General features: G+C 51.2%; 15 protein-coding genes. 9 read left to right on the top strand and 6 right to left on the bottom strand.

From position 1 onward, the window contains the following. Positions 1–307 precede the first annotated feature (307 nt). Genes ACNQKP_RS00695 through ACNQKP_RS00685 form a run of 3 tightly spaced genes read left to right on the top strand, consistent with a single transcriptional unit; the run spans position 308 to position 8,500 of the window. Positions 308–535 carry a hypothetical protein gene (locus ACNQKP_RS00695; protein WP_417862159.1) on the top strand — a complete coding sequence of 76 codons (228 nt, stop codon included), beginning with the start codon at positions 308–310 and terminating at the stop codon, positions 533–535. Next, a complete protein-coding gene (locus ACNQKP_RS00690; protein WP_417862157.1) occupies positions 528–6,407 on the top strand; it encodes a beta strand repeat-containing protein in 5,880 nt (1,959 codons plus the stop codon). The genes ACNQKP_RS00695 and ACNQKP_RS00690 overlap by 8 nt, the downstream gene beginning before the upstream one ends. Before the next feature lie 23 nt (positions 6,408–6,430). Next, positions 6,431–8,500: a hypothetical protein gene (locus ACNQKP_RS00685; RefSeq protein ID WP_417862155.1), complete on the top strand. Its 2,070-nt coding sequence runs from the start codon at positions 6,431–6,433 to the stop codon at positions 8,498–8,500. A gap of 4 nt (positions 8,501–8,504) precedes the next feature. On the opposite strand, the gene ACNQKP_RS00680 is transcribed toward ACNQKP_RS00685, so the two are convergent. The 4 genes from ACNQKP_RS00680 to ACNQKP_RS00665 form a co-directional block, all read right to left on the bottom strand. After that, a complete protein-coding gene (locus ACNQKP_RS00680; RefSeq protein ID WP_417862154.1) occupies positions 8,505–9,140 on the bottom strand; it encodes a substrate-binding periplasmic protein in 636 nt (211 codons plus the stop codon). Positions 9,141–9,244: 104 nt separating this feature from the next. Next, positions 9,245–9,586: a KH domain-containing protein gene (locus ACNQKP_RS00675; protein WP_417862152.1), complete on the bottom strand. Its 342-nt coding sequence runs from the start codon at positions 9,584–9,586 to the stop codon at positions 9,245–9,247. A gap of 129 nt (positions 9,587–9,715) precedes the next feature. Then, positions 9,716–10,516 (bottom strand): hypothetical protein, encoded by an 801-nt coding sequence (locus ACNQKP_RS00670; RefSeq protein ID WP_417862150.1) that lies wholly within the window; start codon positions 10,514–10,516, stop codon positions 9,716–9,718. Then, positions 10,507–11,658 (bottom strand): MFS transporter, encoded by a 1,152-nt coding sequence (locus tag ACNQKP_RS00665; protein ID WP_417862148.1) that lies wholly within the window; start codon positions 11,656–11,658, stop codon positions 10,507–10,509. Before ACNQKP_RS00665 ends, ACNQKP_RS00670 begins: the two co-directional genes overlap by 10 nt. A 281-nt stretch (positions 11,659–11,939) precedes the next feature. On the opposite strand from ACNQKP_RS00665, the gene rlmN reads away from it, so the two are divergent. The 3 genes from rlmN (at position 11,940) to ACNQKP_RS00650 (ending at position 15,123) form a co-directional block, all read left to right on the top strand. Then, positions 11,940–13,139: a 23S rRNA (adenine(2503)-C(2))-methyltransferase RlmN gene (gene rlmN / locus ACNQKP_RS00660; protein WP_417862146.1), complete on the top strand. Its 1,200-nt coding sequence runs from the start codon at positions 11,940–11,942 to the stop codon at positions 13,137–13,139. 10 nt (positions 13,140–13,149) lie between these two features. After that, positions 13,150–14,058, top strand: coding sequence for a PfkB family carbohydrate kinase (locus tag ACNQKP_RS00655; protein ID WP_011163293.1), 909 nt, complete (start codon positions 13,150–13,152; stop codon positions 14,056–14,058). 171 nt (positions 14,059–14,229) lie between these two features. Further along, on the top strand, positions 14,230–15,123 hold the full coding sequence (locus ACNQKP_RS00650) for a hypothetical protein (RefSeq protein ID WP_417862144.1): 894 nt from the start codon (positions 14,230–14,232) through the stop codon (positions 15,121–15,123). A gap of 34 nt (positions 15,124–15,157) precedes the next feature. On the opposite strand, the gene ACNQKP_RS00645 is transcribed toward ACNQKP_RS00650, so the two are convergent. Continuing rightward, a complete protein-coding gene (locus ACNQKP_RS00645) occupies positions 15,158–16,846 on the bottom strand; it encodes a GMC oxidoreductase (protein WP_417862142.1) in 1,689 nt (562 codons plus the stop codon). Between the two features lie 6 nt (positions 16,847–16,852). Next, a complete protein-coding gene (locus ACNQKP_RS00640; RefSeq protein WP_417862140.1) occupies positions 16,853–18,655 on the bottom strand; it encodes an alpha/beta fold hydrolase in 1,803 nt (600 codons plus the stop codon). 279 nt (positions 18,656–18,934) lie between these two features. Between ACNQKP_RS00640 and ACNQKP_RS00635 the strand changes: the two genes are divergently transcribed. From ACNQKP_RS00635 to ACNQKP_RS00625, 3 genes are all read left to right on the top strand, one after another. After that, complete coding sequence (locus tag ACNQKP_RS00635) at positions 18,935–19,087, top strand: hypothetical protein (RefSeq protein ID WP_417862138.1); 153 nt, start codon at positions 18,935–18,937, stop codon at positions 19,085–19,087. 64 nt (positions 19,088–19,151) lie between these two features. After that, positions 19,152–20,498 carry a hypothetical protein gene (locus ACNQKP_RS00630; RefSeq protein ID WP_417862137.1) on the top strand — a complete coding sequence of 449 codons (1,347 nt, stop codon included), beginning with the start codon at positions 19,152–19,154 and terminating at the stop codon, positions 20,496–20,498. A 1-nt stretch (position 20,499) separates the two neighbouring features. Then, a complete protein-coding gene (locus tag ACNQKP_RS00625; RefSeq protein WP_417862136.1) occupies positions 20,500–21,639 on the top strand; it encodes a hypothetical protein in 1,140 nt (379 codons plus the stop codon). The last annotated feature ends 224 nt before the right edge of the window (positions 21,640–21,863 follow it).

The raw sequence follows: 21,863 nt of genomic DNA, 5'->3' as shown, positions 1-21,863 counted from the left end.
CTGTTGGACTGTCATGGAGCAATTAATTCATGACTATGATTCGCTTTAAAACAAAAAAGTGAAATGAAGCGTGGAATTGTGGCTTTAACGCGAGCCACATTGTGCGTTGCGATGCGCTTGGGGAGCGGATTTGAGGGCTGGACGAAAGGCTTCTCAGTTCGTTCTCAGCTCCGTTTTAAATGCATTTCTACAACATAATGTGGCGACGAAATAGAGCAACACTGAGAAAAACCCGAACCTTTCTATAGATTTGAATGCAGTACGTTTTACGACGGAGTCAGGGATGTTTTGGGTTGTGACTTTAACAATGTCAGTTCTGATGTTTTTTGCCAGTGGATGTTCGCTGGAGGCCAACATTAGTGATTTGAATCAGCAGGTGCTGCCGACACCCGCAGCCGTCCGTCACGACAAAGACTATCAAAATACAGAATTGGCCGTATCAGGTCATTATCAAGTTCAAGGTCAAATTGCAGAAACAACGGAAAGACGGAATAGCGGGAACTACGTTGTAGAAGGAGTTATCGCTTATGAATAGATCCAAAATTCTGATTTTGAATCTGTTGTTGTTTTCGTCCGTGGCTTTTGCACAAACCAATGGCAACAAAGGGATCACCTTTCAGGGGGTGATCAAGGACAACTCCAATCCCTCCAGTCCCGCGTTTCCCACTGTGACCTCCAATGTGGTGGTGCAGATCCTGGGTGTTCGCAGCGATGGCAATTCCTGCATTCTGTGGGAAGAAATGCACTCGGGTGTGCAAATTGAAAAGGGTTATCTTTATCTTGTCGTCGGGCGCGGGAGTAAAACCGCTCAGCCGACCTTAAGCTTTAAAGACGTCTTTAACGACAAGCCTAAAACCAGTCTGACGTGTTCAAATGGATTTACCGATTACACGCCGCTGGCGACTGACAGTCGCAAACTGCGCGTCGTGGTCAGCAGCCTGGGTATCACTGCCGACTTTAATATGCGGTCGGCTCCGTTGGCTGTGCATTCTGAAACTGCAGGAAGTGCGGAAGCTCTGAATGGCAAAGCCAGTGCCGACTTTATTAACGTGAATACGCCAGGCGGGTTGACTCAAGCAGCGGCAGAGTCCTGGTTTGGCAGCACCATGATGGCCGATATTCTGGCGGGGACATACGTGGCCCCCACGGCAACCACCGCCGGCAATGTGACCGGAGTTGTTGCTGTGGTTAACGGTGGAACCGGAGCCAGCACCGCCGCGGGTGCTCGTACAAATCTGGGCCTGGGGTCTTTGGCGGTGATCAATCCCACAGGGACTGCAGACGGCACGACTTATCTGCGTGGTGATGGGACGTGGGCGGGATTGCCGTCAGCACCCACATTGGCGGGTGACGTCAGTGGGTCCGTGGGCGCAAACACCGTTGATAAGATCAAAGGCACGGCGGTGAATACCACGGCTTTGGCTGACGGTCATTTCCTGCGCTTTGAGAGCGGAGCCTGGATTAACGGCGCCTTGGTGGCGGCGGATGTCCCGGCTTTGGATTGGGCCAAGATCACCACGGGGAAACCCACGAACTTGGCAGGGTACGGGATCACTGATGCCGTCAGTAAAAACGGCGACACCATGGCCGGCGCATTGAACATGGGTTCTAACGACGTGACTGCAACAGGTTATATTTTGATGAGCCCGCAGCGCGCCTTGGGTTTGGGAACATACACGAATGCGCAAGAAGCCACTTTGACAGGCGGACTTTCAGCTGCTCACAAAGGTTACACCTGGTACAACAGTGAAGCCCATCAGGTGAAATTCTGGAATGGAACGACTGTGCAGGCTTTGGGTGTTGCAGGTTCCGGGATCACCAGCATTGGTGGTCAGACGGGTGGTACGCAAGCGTTTGCGACCGGCACCGTGGGCACGGCTCCTGCCTGGTCTTCGGGTTCTGACACTCACACTTTGAACATCCCTATGGCCGCGACGGGTTCGGTGACGGCGGGTTTACTGAGCAACGCCGACTATGCGGCTTTCGCGGCGAAGCTGGGAACATCGACCAACTTTGGCGGTGATGTCACCGGGACTTATAACGCCATCACTCTGAACACGGTACCGATTGCTAAAGGTGGTACGGGACAAACCACAGCGACAGCGGCCTTCGATGCGCTGTCTCCGCTAACCACCAAAGGGGATGTGCTTGTTCATGATGGAACGGCCAACCTGCGTATGGCGGTGGGTTCCAACGGCAAGGCGTTGATCGCCGACAGCGCTGAAGCTGCCGGAGTTAAATGGGGCGACATTTTCGCCACCGATTTGCTTTCTATGGTCAGCACGGGAATTGTTCAGCGCAATGGGGCGGGATCTTATTCTGCGGTGACGGTGAATGGGCCGTTGACTTATTCCTCCGGAGCTTTGGGTGTGAACGTCGGCACGGGCGCTGGAAGCGTGGCTGCGGGGGATGATGCCCGCATCACAGGTGCTTTGCAGCGCAGTGGTGGTACCATGACTGGCGTCCTGGGTTTGGGAACTTACTCCAATGCGCAGGAAGCCACTTTGGTGGGGACCTTGAATGTGACCCACAAAGGATATGCCTGGTTTAACAGTGACGCCAATCAAGTGAAAATCTGGAATGGGTCAGCGGCCCAAGCGCTGGGCATTGCCGGTTCCGGTATTACTTCCTTTGGTGGCCAGTCCGGGAATTCCCAGTCTTTGGCTATCGGCACGTCTGGAAATTCACCCGCGTGGAGTTCGGCTTCAGACACGCACACCTTGAATATCCCGATGGCTTCTGCCGCGAGTGTGACCGCGGGTCTTTTAAGCAAAACAGACTACGATGCCTTTGCAGCAAAGCAGGCCGCAGGAAATTACGTGACCGCGTTGACCGGGGATGTGACGGCGGCGGGACCTGGTTCTGCGGCGGCAACAATCGCCGCAGACGCGGTGACTTCGGCGAAGATCGCCAATGGCACTATAGTTGGTGCGGATATGGACTTTACCGGAGTCAACACGGCGACGACTTCGTTTGCAATGAAAGACGGCACCGGCAAGTTCTTTAATTTCGCGTGCGCGACGACTGGCCACGTTCCAACGTGGACCGTGGCGGGCTTTGTCTGTCAGGCGGCGGCTTCGGGGGACTTTAAAGCAGATGGCACGGTGAACATGACGGGGCCGTTAAAGGCCGTGGTCGGCTCGGCGGCAGCTCCAGGCTACACTTTTGTTGGAGACACCAACACGGGCATGTTCGGTGCGGCGGCGGATGCTCTAGGATTTTCCACTGCCGGTGTTGAGAGGATGAGGCTTGATGGCTCCGGGATGACGGTGCAGGGGCCCAGTTCGTTTCTTGTTGTTAAAGATACAGTTTCGGGTGGGGACACTGAAAGCGGTCTTTTCATTGAGGGTGATGGGGCCACAGGAGGACTGACAGCTTTGTCTGATGGGTATAGCAATCATCCGGCGTGGGCCGATTCATTGATGCTGTATTCTGATACAGTCAATTCTGGTGGTTTAAGACTTCATGCTAACGCCGGAAATATCACCTTAAGTAATGGCTGGTCGCCCAATGTAGACCGGATGGTGCTTTTGCCTTCTGGAAATGTCGGTATCGGCACCTTAACTCCGGGTTCTGCCTTGGACGTGAAAGGTGAGATCAGAACATCAGGAACAACTTCCGGCTATACGGGCTTTAGAGCTCCCGCATCCGGAAATAATATCACTTATACTCTTCCCGGCGCTGACGGCACCAATAACCAGGTTTTGACCACCAATGGTTCCGGCACGCTGTCGTGGACCAGCCCCGCAGCTGGCGGAATCACGTCCCTGGGCGGATTGACAGCAGGGACACAGACTTTTGCGATCGGCACCAGTGGAAATGCGCCGGCATTTAGTTCAGCGACCAGCACACACACATTGAATATTCCAATGGCGGCAACGGCGTCAGTGACGGCGGGTTTGATATCCAAAGCAGAATACGATTCCTTCGCCGCCAAACAGGCAGCGGGAAATTATGTGACCGCCCTGACCGGTGACGTCACGGCCACAGGTCCCGGGTCAGTAGCAGCGACAATTGCGGCAAATGCGGTGACGTCGGCCAAGATTGCCAATGGCACGATTGTCGGCGCGGATCTGGATTTCACGGGAGTGAACACCGCAACGACTTCGTTTGCCATGAAAGACAGCACTGGCAAGTTCTACAACTTCGCCTGTGCGACCACGAGCCATGTTCCGACTTGGACAGCAACTGGCTTTGCCTGCCAGGCGCCTGGGGCGAATATCACTTCAGGAAATGTGACTACGGCTTTGGGCTACACTCCGGTGAACGACGCCGGAGACACAATGACTGGTGATTTAACTTTTGATGCCACCAAAGGAATTTACTTCAAAGACTCTTCGGGGCCAGAGAAAGTATATTTAAAAGCACCGACGGCTTTGGCCGCCAGTTACAATCTGACCTGGCCAGCGGCGGTGCCGACAGCGGGGCAGTCCCTGCAGTCAGATGCTTCGGGGAATTTAAGCTGGTACACGCCCAGTGCTGGTGCGGGCGATTTCAAAGCTGACGGTACAGTGAATATGACCGGCACCTTGAAAGCGGTTGCGGGAACCGCCGCGGCTCCGGGTTACGCTCTGGTTGGTGACACCAACACCGGTATGTTCGGTGCGGCGGCCGACACGCTTGGTTTAGCTACGGCGGGTGTTGAAAGAATGAGGCTCGGTGCTACTGGGATGACCGTTTCGGGGACTTCCGATGACAACGTAAGCCTGAGTGTTGAAAGCCCGGATAACTTTTCCGGATATTCCACCAAGATGCAGATCACAGACTATGGCGGCGCGGGTCCCGTGGGGCTGTGGATTCAAAATGCGGGTGGCACCAAAGCTTCCCCGACAGCAACAACGGCAGGAACGATCATCGGAAGACTTTGGTATTCGGGCTATGCTACTGGCTTCCGACCGGCGGCGGGTATCAACGTCACGGCTCATCAAAACTTCACCGCCACCAACACGCCAACAAATATGATTTTCTACACCGGCCCCGTGGGAAGCTCCACGGCCTTGGAACGTATGAGAATTGATTACGCCGGGAACGTCGGTATTGGCACGGTGGCTCCGGGCTCGGCTCTGGATGTGAAAGGCGAAATCAGAACCTCCGGAACAACATCAGGCTATTCGGGTTTCAGAGCGCCAGCTTCCGGGAATAATATCACTTACACGCTCCCAGGAGCTGATGGCACAAACAACCAAGTCCTGACGACGAATGGCTCAGGGACACTGTCTTGGACAACGCCGGCGGCTGGCGGTATCACCTCCTTGGGTGGATTGACAGCGGCGACGCAGACCTTTGCGATTGGCACCAGCGGCAATTCTCCGGCATTCAGTTCAGCGACCAGCACGCATACTTTGAATATTCCGATGGCGTCGGCAGCTTCAGTGACCGCCGGTCTGATCAGTAAAACGGACTATGACAACTTCAACGGCAAGTTGTCGGCCACGGTCACGTCCCCGTTGGCGGGGCACCATATTCGGTATAATGGTTCAGCCTGGGTGAACGCACTGGTGGCTTTGTCGTCAGATGTGACGGGGACTTTGTCCATTGCCAACGGCGGTACCGGCGCCACCAGTGCGGGATCGGCCCGGACAAGTTTGGGCATCGGATCTGCCGGTACAAGAGACACGGGGGCAGTTTCTGGAAATGTGCCGCTGATTGGTGTCTCGGGGATCACGGCGAACAAGATGTGTACTTCGGATGGGACCAGTTCGATCATTTGTAACACGAACATTCCCACCAGCCAGTGGGGAGTCTCGGGTTCCGACATCTACTATAATGCGGGCAAGGTGGCTATCGGCACCACAGTTGCGGATCGCAATTTGACCGTAACGAACAACTCTTCGGGGCAGGGGTCAATCAGTGTTCAGAACAATAGCGGCAGCGGAGTAAGCTCAGTCGAATTCTTTAATAGCAGTGGCGGGCCGGAAGGTTTCGTGGGTTGGGGGAACAGCAGTGCCAGCGGTGTTTCCAATACTGTTGTTCTTGGATCCAATGGAGTAAGGCAAGTGGCTTTATTTACCAATAACACCAAAGTTCTGACGGCCTATTCTTCGGGTAATGTCGGCATTGGCGTGGCTAGTGATCCGGACGCAAAGTTGAAGGTGAACGGGACTATCGCTTCTTCGTTGGTGAACGACTTAAGTCCCACCAGTTTTGATCTATCATTGGGGAACTTTCAGTATACGTCCACAGGATGTTCTGGAGCGTCGTGGGACTTGGTGAATATGGTAGAAGGTGCTTCGTATACGCTCGTTGTACAGAATAATACTCATACGGGCGCTTGTGTTTTCACGAACTCCGGATCGACCTTCCGTTATCAACCTAGTAACACCACACCCAGTGTTGGGCATGTTGTCTATTCCTTTGTGAAGGTCGGAACAGTTGTCTATGTCTCTTGGGTCGAAGGATTCAACTAGTTGGCACTGGGAGGGGGGGAATAATGTTTAAAAGAACGGCGGCATTCACTGCGGCGGCCTATTTACTTTTGTCGTCCATCAGCTCCTACGCATTTGGCATTTCGTTTTGGAAGAAAAGAGACGTCGGTTTGCAGATTCTGGCAGGACATTCTCCTGCAGAAGGCATGATCAATGGCCCTGTAAGTATCGCAAGATTTATGGAGCCTCGTGATGTGGCGGTTAATGCTGCCGGCGACATTTTTGTTGCGGACAGCAATGCTCACGTCATTCGCAAAATTTCCAACGGAGTGGTGTCCACCTTCGCGGGCAGATTCGGCAGCTCCGGACATGTGAACGGTGTTGGTGAAGTCGCCCGTTTCAATTACCCGACCGGCCTCACCATCGATGGAGCCGGAAATCTATTTGTAGCGGAAGGAAACAATCATACCATTCGTAAAATTACTCCAGATGGTGTGGTAACAACCATGGCGGGATCTCCGGGAAGTCCAGGGACTACTAACGGTACTGGAGCCGCTGCCAGATTCAGAGCTCCCACCGATATTACGTTATCAGTTGACGGTAACTTTTATATCACTGACCGAGATAACAATCGGATCCGTAAAATGACTCCTGCAGGAGTCGTGACTACGTTTGCAGGATCTTCGGGTGGTTGTGATGATGGAACCGGAGTGGCAGCACAGTTCAGCTATCCTACCGGAATCGCTTCTGACTCCGCGGGGAATATTTTTGTTGCGAGTTCGAGTTGCTATACAATTCGTAAAATCACACCCGCGGGTGTCGTGACGACGTTTGCAGGACAGGCTTATATGAGTGATGCTGTGGACGGAACAGGTGGGGCAGCTCGATTTAAATGGCCTGTCGGACTTGTTATCGACAGCTTTGACAATTTGTATGTGGCGGATAGTGATAGTACGGCGATTCGAAAAATTACCTCTGCGGGAGTGGTAAGTAATTTCGCTGGTGACTACAATTCTTATGGCAGTGTGGATGGAACAGGGACGGCTGCACAGTTTTCAGCTCCGACAGGTCTGTCTATTGATACTTCAGGAAATTTGTATGTTGTAGATTCCTCGAGTATGAGTGTCAGAAAAATTAGTCCGGCCCGTGTTGCGACCCTTGTGGCTGGGACGCATTTCTGGGATGGAGATGGTACGGCGGACGGAACAGCAACGGCAGCAAGGTTTTTTGACCCGGCAGGTATCTCTGCGGACCCTGCTGGGAATGTCTATGTCTCGGATTCCATGAATAAAACCATCCGCAGGATTTCTGTTTCTGGGGTCGTAACCACGATTGCAGGATCTCCAGGTCAGGAAGGATCTGCTGACGGCACTGGAGCGGCAGCGCGTTTCTTTTACCCGACTCATATGACGGTTGCCGAAGATGGAAATATCTATGTTTTGGATCAATATCGTATAAGAAAGGTCACGCCCGCCGGCGTCGTGACGACTTTAGCAGGAGCTTACGATATCTCCGATCAAGTGGACGGAACTGGGACAGCGGCTCGATTTTCTGGAGTATCCGGTATTGCCAGCGATGGTGCTGGAAGCCTCTATGTTGGTGATGCTTATGCTATTCGAAAAGTTACTTTGGCAGGTGTAGTAACAACTTTTGCCGGGCAGGCCGGACAGGGCTATACCGATGGAACGGGAAGTAGCGCTGCCTTTACTCGTATTGGGGGAGTCACTGTAACGAAAGCGGGTCATATCTTCGTTGCTGATAGGGACAATCAGGTGATTAGAAAAATTACTTCCGGGGGAGTCGTAACCACTTTTGCAGGAATTGCTGGTGATAGTGGGGAAAATGACGGAAGTGGTAGTAGTGCCCGCTTCTCTGAACCTATGGGTATAACTTCGGATGCGTCTGGTAATCTTTATGTCGCTCAAGGGGGAGCTAACGTGATTCGTAAAGTGACTCCGGAAGCCATTGTATCCACTGTGGCTGGAGTTGGTCCCAGTAGTCCTGGGTATACAGGAAAGCTTTCTACCAGTGGCAATAGATTTTCTGAAATTGGTTTTGTGAGGGATATTTGCCTGTCAGGAAAAAAGATTCTTTTTGTAGGTGAAGATATCGTAAAGTGGGTGCCGCGCCCCTAGTCGGCTATCGGTATTCTCTGAAGATACTGTCAATCGTGCCATTGGTCTTCAGCTGAGCAATGGCTCGGTTCAAGTCCAAAATTTTTAAAGACGAACCTCGACGCAACCAGCAGCGCACCGGGATTTCCTCGATGATCAGCCCTCGGCTGCGAATTTTGGATTTTTTATGTCTTTTCAGATAGTACGCCAGATGTACTTCCTCCACGACAGCATAGCTAAAGCGTGAAGCATCCAGCTTTTGCAGGTTGGCATCTTCGTTCGGGGAGTCGTCCCGAATAAGTGTTCCCGCATTAAAGCTGTCTTGAAGCGCCGGGTAGCGATACTTTAACACCGTTCCGACTCGTTGTTTTTTCAGTTGATCCAGAGACTTTACCGCCGCGGTATTTGAAACAATCAGGTTTTTTGAAATAAAAAGAGGTTCCGACCAAAACACGTCCGCCTCGCTAACCTGGGCCCATTCACGGGAAGTATAGCAATTCAGATCAATTCTGTTTTTTTGGGAATACTCGCGAATGCGGAATTTCGGCAGGACAAGAATGTCAATTTGCCGTCCCAGTTCTGAAGCCAGTGCGCGCATATAGTCAGCGGTAATTCCCTTTGGAGATGCCGCCGAATCTGCAAAATACCATGGCGCCGACATATTTTCCCCAATCACGGTTTTTAACGGTGAAGAGGCCTGTGTCTGCAGGTGAAAAACGGAAACAAAAATGAAGGCGAAAATTTTTCGGAATTGCACTACCTATCTTAGTCACTAAAATAAGGAACTTCAACTATTGCGCGAAATCCTTTCCGAGCTGAAATGGAAGAGATAAGGGTTCGGATCGCGCCGATGTTTTTGCCTTTGGATCCCAGTATTTGTCCAATGCATTCTTTTTTGCAGCCGACGTGATATACGGTGGTTCTTTCTCCAACCTCGATATCAATGGACAGGCTTGAACTGTCTGTGACCAGTTCAGTCAGTAACCCCAGAATCAGTTTGCGTCCGTTTTCCCGTTCCGCTGCAAGATCAGTCGAAGACGGGGACACATCCACTTTGGGTGCTGAAGATGAGGAGGCGGATCTGGTAATAATTTTCGGCAAACTCATAGAACTCCCGCAATAACAGTTGCTCTTTAAAGAGTATGCGGGTTTGCAGAAACAATCATGACTGAAGCAGCAAAAACGAGACCTTGTCGACGGTAAACTGAGGCTTTGGGTTAAGCCCCGAACGTTCGTTCAGGGATTCTTTTCGATTGCTGAAAGCGCCGTCCAGATCAGCAGTCCGCCTCCAGAGAAGCTGACCAGGTCCCTTGCTGAGTGCGGCAGCAAACGCACTTCCGGCTTTTGGTTGCGGGGATTGGTGCGAATTTCAAGACGGGCGCGGGAATAATGGCCCGGATTTTCGGGATCGATAAATAATATTTCCTGTGTTGCCGAGTCTGCAGCGACCTTCAGGACGAAGTGAAAACCGCGGATCTCGTTTTCATCCAGAATAGGAATTCCCATATCACGACCACCCTCTCGATCACCGCCAATGCGCGGGCTGCGGCCGCGTCCCATCGGCGGTTGCACCGGTCGAGGACGGGAGTCATAGCGCAGCAGCAGAATCTGTGGTTCGGAAGACAGCAGATCAGAAACCGTCAGGTCAGTGCCACCAAAGTGACGGCCTTTTCCACCGTAGTGGTTGTTTCGTCCCGTCAGTTGATCCAGATTCTTCAAGTATTGCACCAGTTGCGGTTCGATCAGCCCCTGATTCACATCGGTGCCCTGGGTTAGACTGACACTTGCGGCCTGGGCCAAAAGGTCAATCTGCTGGGACTTTGAAAGTGACTTTTTTTCAAGCTGCAACCAGTTGATCGCACTTGCGGGACCACATAATGAACTGGGGCGGGAATGAGGAATCACTCCTCGCAGATAGAGTTCATCATCATTCTGGTTCAGCATCAGTGCAGACAACTGGCTTTCGTGGGGAAGTTCAAGTGCTGCGAAGGCCAGATTGAAACCAAACAGGAAAAGTGCCAACAGTGTTAAGCGCATTTGGACCTCTTAAACAGCCACGCATAGCTGTTCACCATTACAAATGATCCGACCAGAAAGACCGAGCCAGCCAGGATCGCATTTTGAATGCCGAAGAAATCAGTCAGTTTGCCAATTCCCACGTGCATCAGGATCAGCATCAGAGAATCCGTGGTCATCATGTAAGTTACAGCTGTGTCGAGATCTTCCGGAAACTCGGATGAAATCCACGAAATCGCCAAGGGGTAAAAAGGCGCGATGGCGAGGCCCGTTCCCGCAAGGAACAGAGGATGAATATAGATGCCTGCCAGCAGCACCAGCAAACAGATCACGGCAGAGGCCGACAGCAGAAAACGCGCCGTTTGACGGAAGCGAATCACAGCAAAAGCAAAACGTCCCAGCACCATGCAGACAAAGAAGTAAGTCACATAGATGCTGGAAGCCTCCATGGAATAGTTCCACGTTCTTTGCATATACAGAGCCAGGCGCGAGGACACCATGATCTCCGCAGCAACTGCGAAGCTTAGCATGATGGCCAGGAACAACTGGGGCTTCAGGTTTTTCTTTTTGTTCGCGCGGTGCTGGTCGTCCGTCACCGAAGAGCGGGTATGCAGGGACTTGTGACTTGAATGAAACATGTAAAGGTAAAGTGCTATCGGACCAATTGTGGCGGCGGCAAAGGTCCATCTCCAGCTTCCGGTCAGATACTCAATGGCGGCGGCCATCAACGGGGCCATCAAACTGGCAAGTCCGTACATGGTGTGAAGACCCGCCAGCATCTGTTGCTTGCGCTCTGGACTGGAACCCATCGGAACCAGGACGTTGGGAACAAGGCCTAAAATCCCCATGCTGAAGCCAAAACCGAAGCTGAAGATCAAAAACATCGGGAAGACCGGGGATGCCGCAAGCCCCAGCAGGGAAATGATCAACCCCAGAGTGCCAGCCTTCAAAACGGTCAAACGGTCATAGCGACGCAAAAGATAGCGGCAGGCGTAACTTGAGATAAGGCCTGAGATATTGGAAAACGCAAACATCAGCGAGCCCATGCCGTCACTGACCCCGAACTGCTTTAGGATTTCAGGAAATAGAGGCCCGCGAATGTTGTCGGTCAGGCCGAAAACAAACAGGCTGGCATAGGATAGGAATATAAAGGGCCAAATCATGTTCGCCAATATAGAGGCCGGCTTAAGAAAAACAAGGGGGGCTAAAGGGGAGTGGATTCTTTGCAGTGTTGGTCAGGGCTTGGGCAGATGGTGTAAGAATTCCTGAAAAAGCCTCTGAAGACCCCCGAACCGGTCCCCAATTATATGAAATCCCTAGGAAAAGAGGGGGGCTTGTGCTACAAACGCCGCACACATAATCCTTTAACCAACGGGATCAGCCTTAGTGAAGGTAAGGTCCCAGCTGTAACAAGCAAGGCTGTAAAAAGCCAAGGAGCCCGAAGATGGAAGCAAACGCCGGCAGCACTCTTGCGCCCGTTAACTATTCTGACGACAACGTCGCCAAACCCCTTGAAAATCAACCTGTCAATTTTTACTCCCTGACACTGGAAGATCTGAAAGCCTATATCAAAAGTAAAGGCAAAGAGCAGTTCCGTGCCCAGCAGATTTTCAAATGGGTTTATGAGCAGCGTGTGACGGACCCGGAACAGATGACCAATCTTTCCAAGGAGTTCCGTCAGGATCTTCCCTCCATGCTTTCTTTCGACCTGCCTCCGGTTCTTCAGCATTTGAAATCTGTCGACGGCACCCAGAAGTTCCTGTTCGACATGAAAGACGGTATGTCTGTTGAAGCGGTGGTGATTCCTTCCGAAGACCGCCTGACTTTGTGTATTTCCTCTGAAGTGGGCTGTAACATGGCCTGCAAATTCTGCTTCACTGGCAAACAAAAACTGAAACGCCGTTTGCGCACAGAAGACATCGTGGGTCAGTTCATGCAGGTTCACGATCGCTTGGCGGAAGGCCAGCGCATCACCAATATCGTATTCATGGGCATGGGCGAGCCGCTGGACAATCCGGAAGCAGTCTTCAAAACCATCGACGTGATTCATTCTCCGTGGGGTATCAACCTGTCCCGCAAAAAGATCACGGTCTCCACTTCCGGTATCGTGCCGGAAATGTGGCGTGTGGCTGATGCGAAAGTGCGTCTGGCCGTCAGCCTGAACGGTCCTAACGATGAAATCCGCACTCAGGTGATGCCGATCAATAAACGCTGGGACACCAAAGCGTTGCTGGAAGCTTGTAAAGAGCACTACCGTGTTTCCAAGGACAAGATCACTTTCGAGTACGTGTTGCTGAAAGGGATCACCGATCAGTTGGAGCACGCTCGTCAGTTGGTGAAACTGGTGAAAGACGTTCCCTGCAAAATCAATATCATCCCGTTCAACGAACACCCGGGTTCTGGTTACGAGCGTCCTGATGACGACACAATCCAGGCGTTCCATACGGAGCTGATGAATCTGGGCGCGCACGTTCTTCTTCGTCGCTCCATGGGTCGTGATATCTTCGCGGCTTGCGGTCAGTTGACCACGGTGAAAGAGCGTCCTCAGACGATGGATATATCCAACTCTCGTCTGGCGGGTTTGCCAAAATACAAACGTGAACTCTTGGCGGCTCAAGAAGCTCAAGATAACAATCAACAATAGAGGTAACATTATGTCTGAAATTCTTGTTGTCGGCAGTCTGGCGTACGATTCCATTGAAACTCCGTCCGGTAAAGTGGACCGCGCTTTGGGTGGTTCCGCGAATTACTTCTCTTTGGCAGCGTCTTTGTTCTCCAAAGTGCGTGTTGTCGGTGTGGTCGGTGAGGACTATGACCAGAAGGACTATGATCTTCTGAACAACCGTGGTGTGGATCTGGCGGGTCTTTCCAAAGTTCCAGGTAAGACCTTCCACTGGGCGGGTTCCTATGAAGGTGACCTGAACGAAGCTAAAACTTTGAAAACCGATCTGAACGTGTTTGCGGATTTCAATCCGCAATTGCCAGAGCATTTCAAAGATTCTTCTTTCGTGTTCCTGGCAAATATCGCCCCTGAACTGCAATTGCAGGTACTGGAGCAGGTGAAATCCCCTAAGTTTGTTGGCATGGACACCATGAACTTCTGGATCTCCATCAAAAAGGACAAGCTGATTGATGTTCTGAAAAAGGTGGATCTGGTTTTGATCAATGAAGGTGAAGCAAAGATGCTGACGGGCGCTGCCAATGCGATCTCCGCAGCTCCGCTCATCACAGCTATGGGCCCTAAGGCGGTGGTTATCAAACGCGGCGAGTACGGCTTTGCGATGTACACGAAGGACGAAGGTTACTTCATCCTGCCGGCGATGCCAATCCCGACAGTTGTTGATCCAACGGGTGCGGGTGACACGTTTGCGGGTGGTTTCTTCGGTTACCTGGCTGCGCAGAAGGAAGTTCCGACGATTGCGAACCTGAAGCAAGCCTGCATCATGGGATCCATGATGGCCTCCCACACAATCCAGGATTTCTCTGTGAAAGCTCTGGCGAAAGTGACCTTGGGCGATCTTGAAAAACGCCTGACTGAATACAAAAAAGTCATCACTGTTTAAATTCCTGTCAAAGGCCTCCACTCTGGAGGCCTTTTTTCTTTGTTAAGATGTCTTGTGAATTGAAGATAAATTGAAAAATGTTTGTTGCTGAAAGTCCGGTTTTTAGACAAGAAGCAAACAATTGTTGTTTAGTCCTCTTTTGGGAAGATCTGCGATTCCGATGCGTAGATTATGAAAACAGCATTATATTTATTAACTGCGTTCTTGTTTTTGGCGATGTCAGCGATCTCTTGCTCTGAAGAACCAAAGGCTTTGGTTCCGACCGATACTCCAAGCACTGAAACTCCTACAACCCCTACGACCCCGGAAGTGACAGAGCCCGGTGTGACAGCGGGAACCTTTGTATTTCTAAAAGTCGGCACTCGGTGGGAATCGGCTGGAGATGGAGACGAGTTTCAAAACTGGAAGACTTGTGCCGTGACCCCGAATTCTCCAAGTTCTGATATTACCTGTGATGTATCTATTCCCGAGGCTCAATTGTATCGCAGCAAAGTTGAATTCAAGGTTGGCTCATTGAATCCGGATTATTGTCCGATTCTGACTTTCCGCCCGTACTACTATAAACGATCAGACTCTTCGCCACAGACTACAAATACAGGTCCACCAGATGGAAGTGGCAATCCAACTCCGGTGACCACCGGTGGTTATGTTCCTTATGGATCAGATAGTGGGGCGACGGTTCTGAGTTGTGCACCAGGCACTACAGTGAAAGAGTGTTTTGGAGGGGCGGCGCCAGTGATGATTGATGATTTCCCAAAAAATTCGGGGAAATATTTCCTTACGAATGTACAGTCGGTCAGAAGTTTTGTGTTGGATGCCTCAAATCAAGCCAGATACTACGGAAATAATCTTGTGAACTATATGGTTATTAATGATCTGAGTGCCGTGAATCGCGCGATACCACTGACAAATGATCCGCGGGAGCGAGTCGCAGATAAGTATTATGACTATGAAATCGAATGCACAAGTTATTGGGGGGAGCGTCTGTTTGGTATTACATTAACTATTTCAGACGAAAACTGGGATGCTTCTGGTGGATTCGACCACTATCTTGATTGGAACTAAGTCCTTATAAAATACATAGTAATTACAAAGAGACCTAGGCTTCCTGGGTCTCTTTGCTTTTTGTGGTTACCTTGTTTGGAATCTGTTCAGCGATGTACTCTGCAACCGCCGCAATGGTCAGGGACGGGTTTGGGCCGGTCGAAGTGGGCAGGATGCTGCCATCCACCACGTACAAACCTTTGTATCCATACACTTCACCCAGCGGATTGACGAAGCCGCTGTCTGCAGTCTCGCCCATCGGACAGCCGCCCAGGGGATGAACGGCCACGACCTTGTTCAAGTGAGTCAGCGGATTGTCGACAAAAACACCGCCAATACGCTCGGCGATCTTCTTCATTTGCGTGCGCAGACGATCAAAGTGCAGTTTACTGCCGTCCATCTTCCATTTGATGATGGCCTGGTTATCGGAACGCAGGCGGATTTCCCCGTCGGGTTTGTCTCTTCCCATACCCAAAAGCACAAAGCAGCGTTTGGTGAAATCCGCGCGATCAATGGCCTGCGCGAACTCATCTCCGACGTTGACCTGATCACGGCTTTCGATATTCAGAATTTTGAAGATGTACTTCTTGATACTGTGAGCGAACAAGGTCCCCAGTCCACGAATGCCAGGCAGTTGAGGTATTTTCCCAGAAAGATACCAGGCAAAGCCTACCGGGAATCCGGCCTCCTGCAGATACATTCCATGGTGATAACGATCCTCATAGTCTTTGAAATTGTATTCGATGGCACCCGTTATGACCGGGCCGTTGGTGGCATCAATATTTTCGCGGGATCCAAAAATCAAACCCAGCAGATCGCCGTTGCCACTCCATTTCTTTCCCAGCCAGATATTCAAATTCGGCAGGTGCCCCTGCTTCTTCATTTTCAAAAGCAGGGATGTTGAGCCAATGGAGCCGGCAGACAGAACCACATTTTTCGCAGTGAAGGTGGTTTCCTGCTGTGGAAATTCCGGAATGACGTACGTCACTTTATAGTAATCACCACAGTGCTCGATACGCACGACATCCGCGTGGGTGCGAATATCGGCGGGATGCTCGGCCGTTTTCAGGTTCCGGGCCCGGAAAATATAGTTCAGATCCAAAGAGTTCTTGGCATTGATGTTACAGCCGATGTCGCAGTCGCCACACTTGTTGCACTTGGACTGCAAAGCCCCATGCATGTTGTGGGTTTGATGTCCGGGAAAGCTTCCCTCAAACCGCACACCCAGGGGCGGCAAATTGAAACTGGGCTTTCCGACTGAATCCGGCGGAGGCGGCATTTCTTCTGCCAGTCTTTTCAAAAGTGCCGTCTTGGGTGTCGCCTTGTAATAATTCTGCGTTTCATAAGGGTAGGGCTTCGCCTCCATCATGTGCAGCACGCGATCGTAAAATGGGTCCAGACTTTTGCGATTGTAAATCTGAGGCCACCCTTGAAAGAATCTTTCAGGCATCCGGTAAAGGACGTTGGCATAAATCAGGCTGCCGCCGCCAAGTCCGCTGGCGGTCAGTGACAGCACGTCACTTTCCGGGGTGTCCCGCAACTCCATCAGACCGTATTTTTGGTCTTCAGGGTCCCAGAACATGCGCTGTTGAACATCATGAGGGCGCCGCGGGAACTGGCCTATTTTCCACTGGCGGCCTCGTTCCATTAAACAGACCTTGTAGCCTTTTTCAACCAGGCGGCAGGTCATGACCGAGCCACCAAAACCAGAGCCGATCACAATATAGTCATAATCCAATTTCATAGAGCCTCAGGCAATGCGCAGTTTCGGCTTTTCGACGGCCGGAGTTTGTTGCAAAGAGTGCTGTTTCAGGAATTCCACCAGTTGCGGGAAAACTTCGTTGTGACAGTACTGTCCCATAAAAACGTCCTGATGCCCGTACTGGGAAAATTCCTTGTACTGAATGCGTTCGGCGTTTTTTGTGGTCTTTAATTCTTCATAGGTCTTTTTGTTTGAGCCGGGGAAGATGTGATTGTCGCCCCCGGAAATCAGCAGCGTTGGTGGCATTTCCCGCATCTTCATTTTTTCCAGATAGTTGATCTGTCCATCAAATGACAGCGAATGACGAGCCAGCAGCATTTTGCGAATGTGTTTGTGATAGTGGAAGCTCGTGCCCCCGAACAGATCCATCAAACGACGATGAGTCACCGGATGAATGTTGCGATGATTGTACACCGCCGGAAACCCCCAGCCCCACATGAAGCTCACCATATGACAGGCGGGCTCGCGGCACTCGCTGCGCAGGGATCTTTCCATCCAATAAAGCCATTTGCCGAAAGCCCGGCCAGGCATGTAAGGGATGCGCGGACTGACATAGGCATAACCAAAGACGGTTTCAAAGATTTCCGGTCCCACCATCATCTTCAGCATCGATTGCCAGCGCACCTGCGGAGTCAGCGACACACTGTTGGAAATGATGCTGGTGATGTTCGTCACGTACTCTGCAGCGTATGAGGCCATAAAGGCCAATGAGCCAACACAATGGGCAATCACATGGATGCGCACGTCGTTTCCGCACTGTTCACGGATGAATTCAACGGCACGGGGGATGTCGTATTTGGCGATATCATCAATAGTGTAACCGTGCGGGGAAAGGTTGTAGTTAAATCTGCCACTTCCGCGCCAGTCCAGCGACCACACGTCGGTGTAGCCCGAGCCATGCAGGTGATTCACAAGATTTTCATGCTCAGGCATAATGAACATGTCGGTCGATGTTGTCAGTCCGTGCAGCAGCAGCACAACATCTTTTTGTGCCCCACAGTTAAATCGTTGAATTGAAATACTCAGTCCATCTCGGGTATCCAATGGGTGCAGGGTCTTTTCCCCCAAGGTGACGCCTTGAGTGGTGTGCGGAGGATAAATATGTTCATTCCAGCGCGCCGATGTGGTTGTGAAAATAAATGGTGCATAGACCTCCCATAGATTTCCCAGGAAGGATTTGAAGTATTTTAAGATGGCCTCTTTATTTTCCAAAGTGCTGTCAGCATTGGTTTTGAAGCTTCCCATCTGCTTGATGAAGTCTTTCAGGGAAATGCGCAGGACCCCCACGCCCTGAACCTTCTTTTCACCAAAGTTTTCATAGGTGGAATGGCCTTCCCACAAATAGAAATACAAGGTCGTGGTCTGCTCCCAGATTTCCCGGGCGTCTTCTTTAATGACGTCTTTAAAGCCGAACAAGGTCCACTTTTTTTCTTCGCGGTCCTGGAAGAAAAGCGTGTAGTGCATTTCTTTGGCCGTATCCACATTGGGGCTGGCGGCAGGGCGGGTGAATAAATGAAAGTGGCCTTCCAAAATGGGAAGTTCATCTCCAAAGCGGATGTCGGTCACCGTTCCGGAAACTTTGGACGGAGTGCTGTTGTCGGCATGAAACTTTGCCAGATCCGGAACACAAATTTGCAGATTGAACTCGAAGGGCAGCTTGTCGAACCGTTCGGCTTCCTGTTGAAAGTCAGTTTGGGCCAGTGGAGTCGAGGGGTGCAGAGTAAATTTTTTGGCGACAAAAAATCCGGCCATTCTTTCGCTGAACTCAAGAGAGGTCGCTTGCGCGCTCATGTAAATATCCTTTGTTTATTTAGAATGTTACGGATTTTTCGCAAAAACATGAATATGTCTCAAGCCTAGGATTGCTGGACGCAACAGTAAATTGTCGGACGCAAGGGTGTTTTTTGTATTGTCGTAAAGGTCCGGTCAAATATCGGAGCTCATAGAATCGGGTTTTATGGACAAGGTTTTGGTATTCCTTTACTATCAGGTTAACTGAATAGTTTCTGTGGGTTCCACTGCATCAGTGGAAGTTTATGGATGGTAGGGTCGCCATTAAAAGGAGCCCCTATGGAACTTCCACAGAAGTTTATCAACCTATTGGTGATCATCATCCCTCTTTGCCTGTTTATCGCGGCCTTCTTTGTGCTGGATCATCTGCAGAAGTCCCGTAAATCCGGGAAAGAGGATCTCAATTCGAGACACCCCGGACCTAGATCCTGATATTGATCCGGCTTTGTTTTATATTTAAAGGGAAGTCCGGAAAATTCCGATATTTCCCTTAGACATGAGCAAAAAGAAAAAGAAATCTTCAGCCGCAGAGAATCTGATTGAGTCATTGATGGATGATCTCAAGGAGATTCAATCCGAGTCTTCGTATCGTGCGAACGATACAGGCGAGGAATATAATGGGCTGCCTGCTCTTGCCACAGACGAAAACCGTCTGGATGCGACGGCCGTGGGCGGAAACATCTGGGACAGTCTGGAACAGGGACTTGGGAAAGATGCTGCCAAAGACATCGACTCTTCAGAGTTTGTCGGTGGTGCTGACTATTCCGCCGAGTCCAATGAAAGCTCTTACGACGGTTCTTACAACACACCGGAGATTCCTGAAGTGGAGTCATCCGATTCCGACGATTTTGAAATGCCCGAGGGCTTCGGCGACCTGCCACCTTCCGAGCGTTTCATGATGGGCCCTTCCGTGGGTGAAGAGGAGCGTTACGACGGTCCTTCTGCGGATGCAGGTTATCAGTCCGCAGATGATCTTGATGCGATGCCAGTGTCGGCGATGGATGATGATTCCACTCGTCCGGTGTTCAGCTCTCAACCTGCCGGTGAAGACAAAACTGTTTCCATTCAACAGGACTTCAACGCCACCAGCTCTGCTGTGGGTGGCACTGATGCGGATAAAACCGTTGCAGTCGAAGGTTTTGCCAATGCCCGTGTGGGTTCGCGCAAAGCCCAGCCCGATGTGGACGTTAAAGTCAGTGTAGGAAACTTCCGTGGCAGCCGTGGGGCCGCCAATGTGATGACGTCCGTGGATGCCAGCCTGGCTCAGGCCGAAAACCTGAAGCTGGCGCAACAGCGCATCCTGGAGCTTGAGCGCGAAGTGGAACATCTGCGTGGTGAAAATGAAGAGCTGGCTTCTGCCGGTGAAATCATCCGTTCCCGCACTGATGACCTGACCGTCCGTATTTCTGAAATTGAAAAAGAGAAAACCGAAATGCAGGAATCCGCGCAAAGCGAGATCCTGATCCTGAAAGGGAACCTTCAGTACAAAGAGAACGAGGTTGCCAAGGCGCGCATCAAGGTTGAAGAACTTGAAACTAGACTTAAATCCGACTTCAAAAAGATTCGCGTCCGCGAACGGGAATTGGAAAACCGCCTGGAATTGCTCCGTGCGGAAAAGTCCGCCCTTGTTCGGTCCAAAGATGAGTATATTTTAGAACAAAAAAGAAAGATTGATCAGCTCTCTCAGGAACTCGATAATTACCGTAAGAAATGTCTTGAGCTTAACAAGACGATCGAGGCCAATCAGGATCAAGTCAAACGAACCGAGCGCGCACTGCGTTTGGCTTTGACGAACCTGGAGGCGAAAGAAGAGAATCTCGTTCCGTTGAAGAAAGCTGAGTAGTATGGAGTCCGCTTCCCAGGTAGAAAGTAGCGAGGGCACCGCCGTCGCGAAACCTGCTCCCGTAAAAAAGATCAAGATCATCGTCAGTGATCTCCATTTGGGGAAGGGCCGCCTGTTGGAAAAAGGCGGAATCAATTCGCTTGAAGAATTCTATTACGGGGAAAAGCTTGTGGAGTTCATCCACTTCTATTCCACCGGTGTCTATCGCGACTATGAAGTCGAACTGATCATCAACGGGGACTTCCTGAACTTCCTGCAGTGTGATTACAAAGGCCACTTCCTGTCAGTAATCACTGAATCCGTGACTTTGGAGATTCTGAAAGACTGCGTGAACGGTCATAAAGCCGTCTTCACCGCGCTGTCTGAATTCGCCGCGAAACCCGGTAACACCATCACTTACATCGTCGGTAATCACGATCAAGGGATGCTGTGGCCCGCCTGTCGCGCCTACCTGAATCAGGTCATCGGCACGCCGATTCGCTTTAAAAACATCGTTTATTTCTTTGATGGAGTTCACATCGAACACGGCCATATGCATGAGGCCGCCAATCGTATGGACCCCAAAAAGTTCTTCCTGAAAAAGGATCTGGTGGAACCAATCCTGAATCTGCCGTTTGGATCCCATTTCTTCCTGGAAGTCGTGTTGAAAATCAAACAACACTACCCCCATGTCGACAAGATCCGCCCTTTCGGCAAAATGGTCCGCTGGGCTTTCCTGAACGAAACCGGAACAATGGTTCGCGCCTTCTTTATGGCCATGGGGTATTTCCTGAAAAGCATCCTGGTCAAGGATCCGCGCCGTCATTGGCCTTTGAAACGAATTATCCAGGTGATTGCCGAAAGCGCGATCTTCCCGGATTTAAGTGAATCAGCGCGTAAAATTCTGGGGGATGACCGCGTGCACACCGTGATCTTTGGTCACACGCACGTTTATCAGTATCGCCAGTGGTCAGAGAATAAAGAATATTTCAATACGGGAACATGGACTGAGATCACTTCTTTGGATATTGTGTCCTTGGGAAAGATCACGAAACTAACCTATGTTCTTATCGAATACCCTGAAGACGGAGGCCGGCCGCGAGGTAGGTTGAAGGAGTGGAAGGGTTACCACAAAATCGAAGAAGACGTAGCCATCTCGTGAGCGGGCGATGAAAACGGCCCATCCGACTGCGTTGTCGGACAGCCTTCTCGCTTCGACGTGCTTGGAGCACGCCTGCGCTGCGAGGGCTGTCCTCCGCCTTGCGGCTGGACCGTTTTGATCACCCGCTTATTTTCCGTTGGTTTCTGGCTGGCCCTTCGGGCGCCGCGGGGATGGGGAGTGCTGGCTCCCTTTGGGAGCGTCGCTGGGTTGGGACTAACTTTTTA

It is taken from the genome of Bdellovibrio bacteriovorus (genome assembly GCF_048286975.1).
In the GTDB taxonomy this organism is placed as follows: Bacteria; Bdellovibrionota; Bdellovibrionia; order Bdellovibrionales; family Bdellovibrionaceae; genus Bdellovibrio; species Bdellovibrio bacteriovorus_H.
The sequence above is the reverse complement of the archived record's forward strand: the minus strand, read 5'-3'. Positions and strand labels throughout refer to the sequence as shown.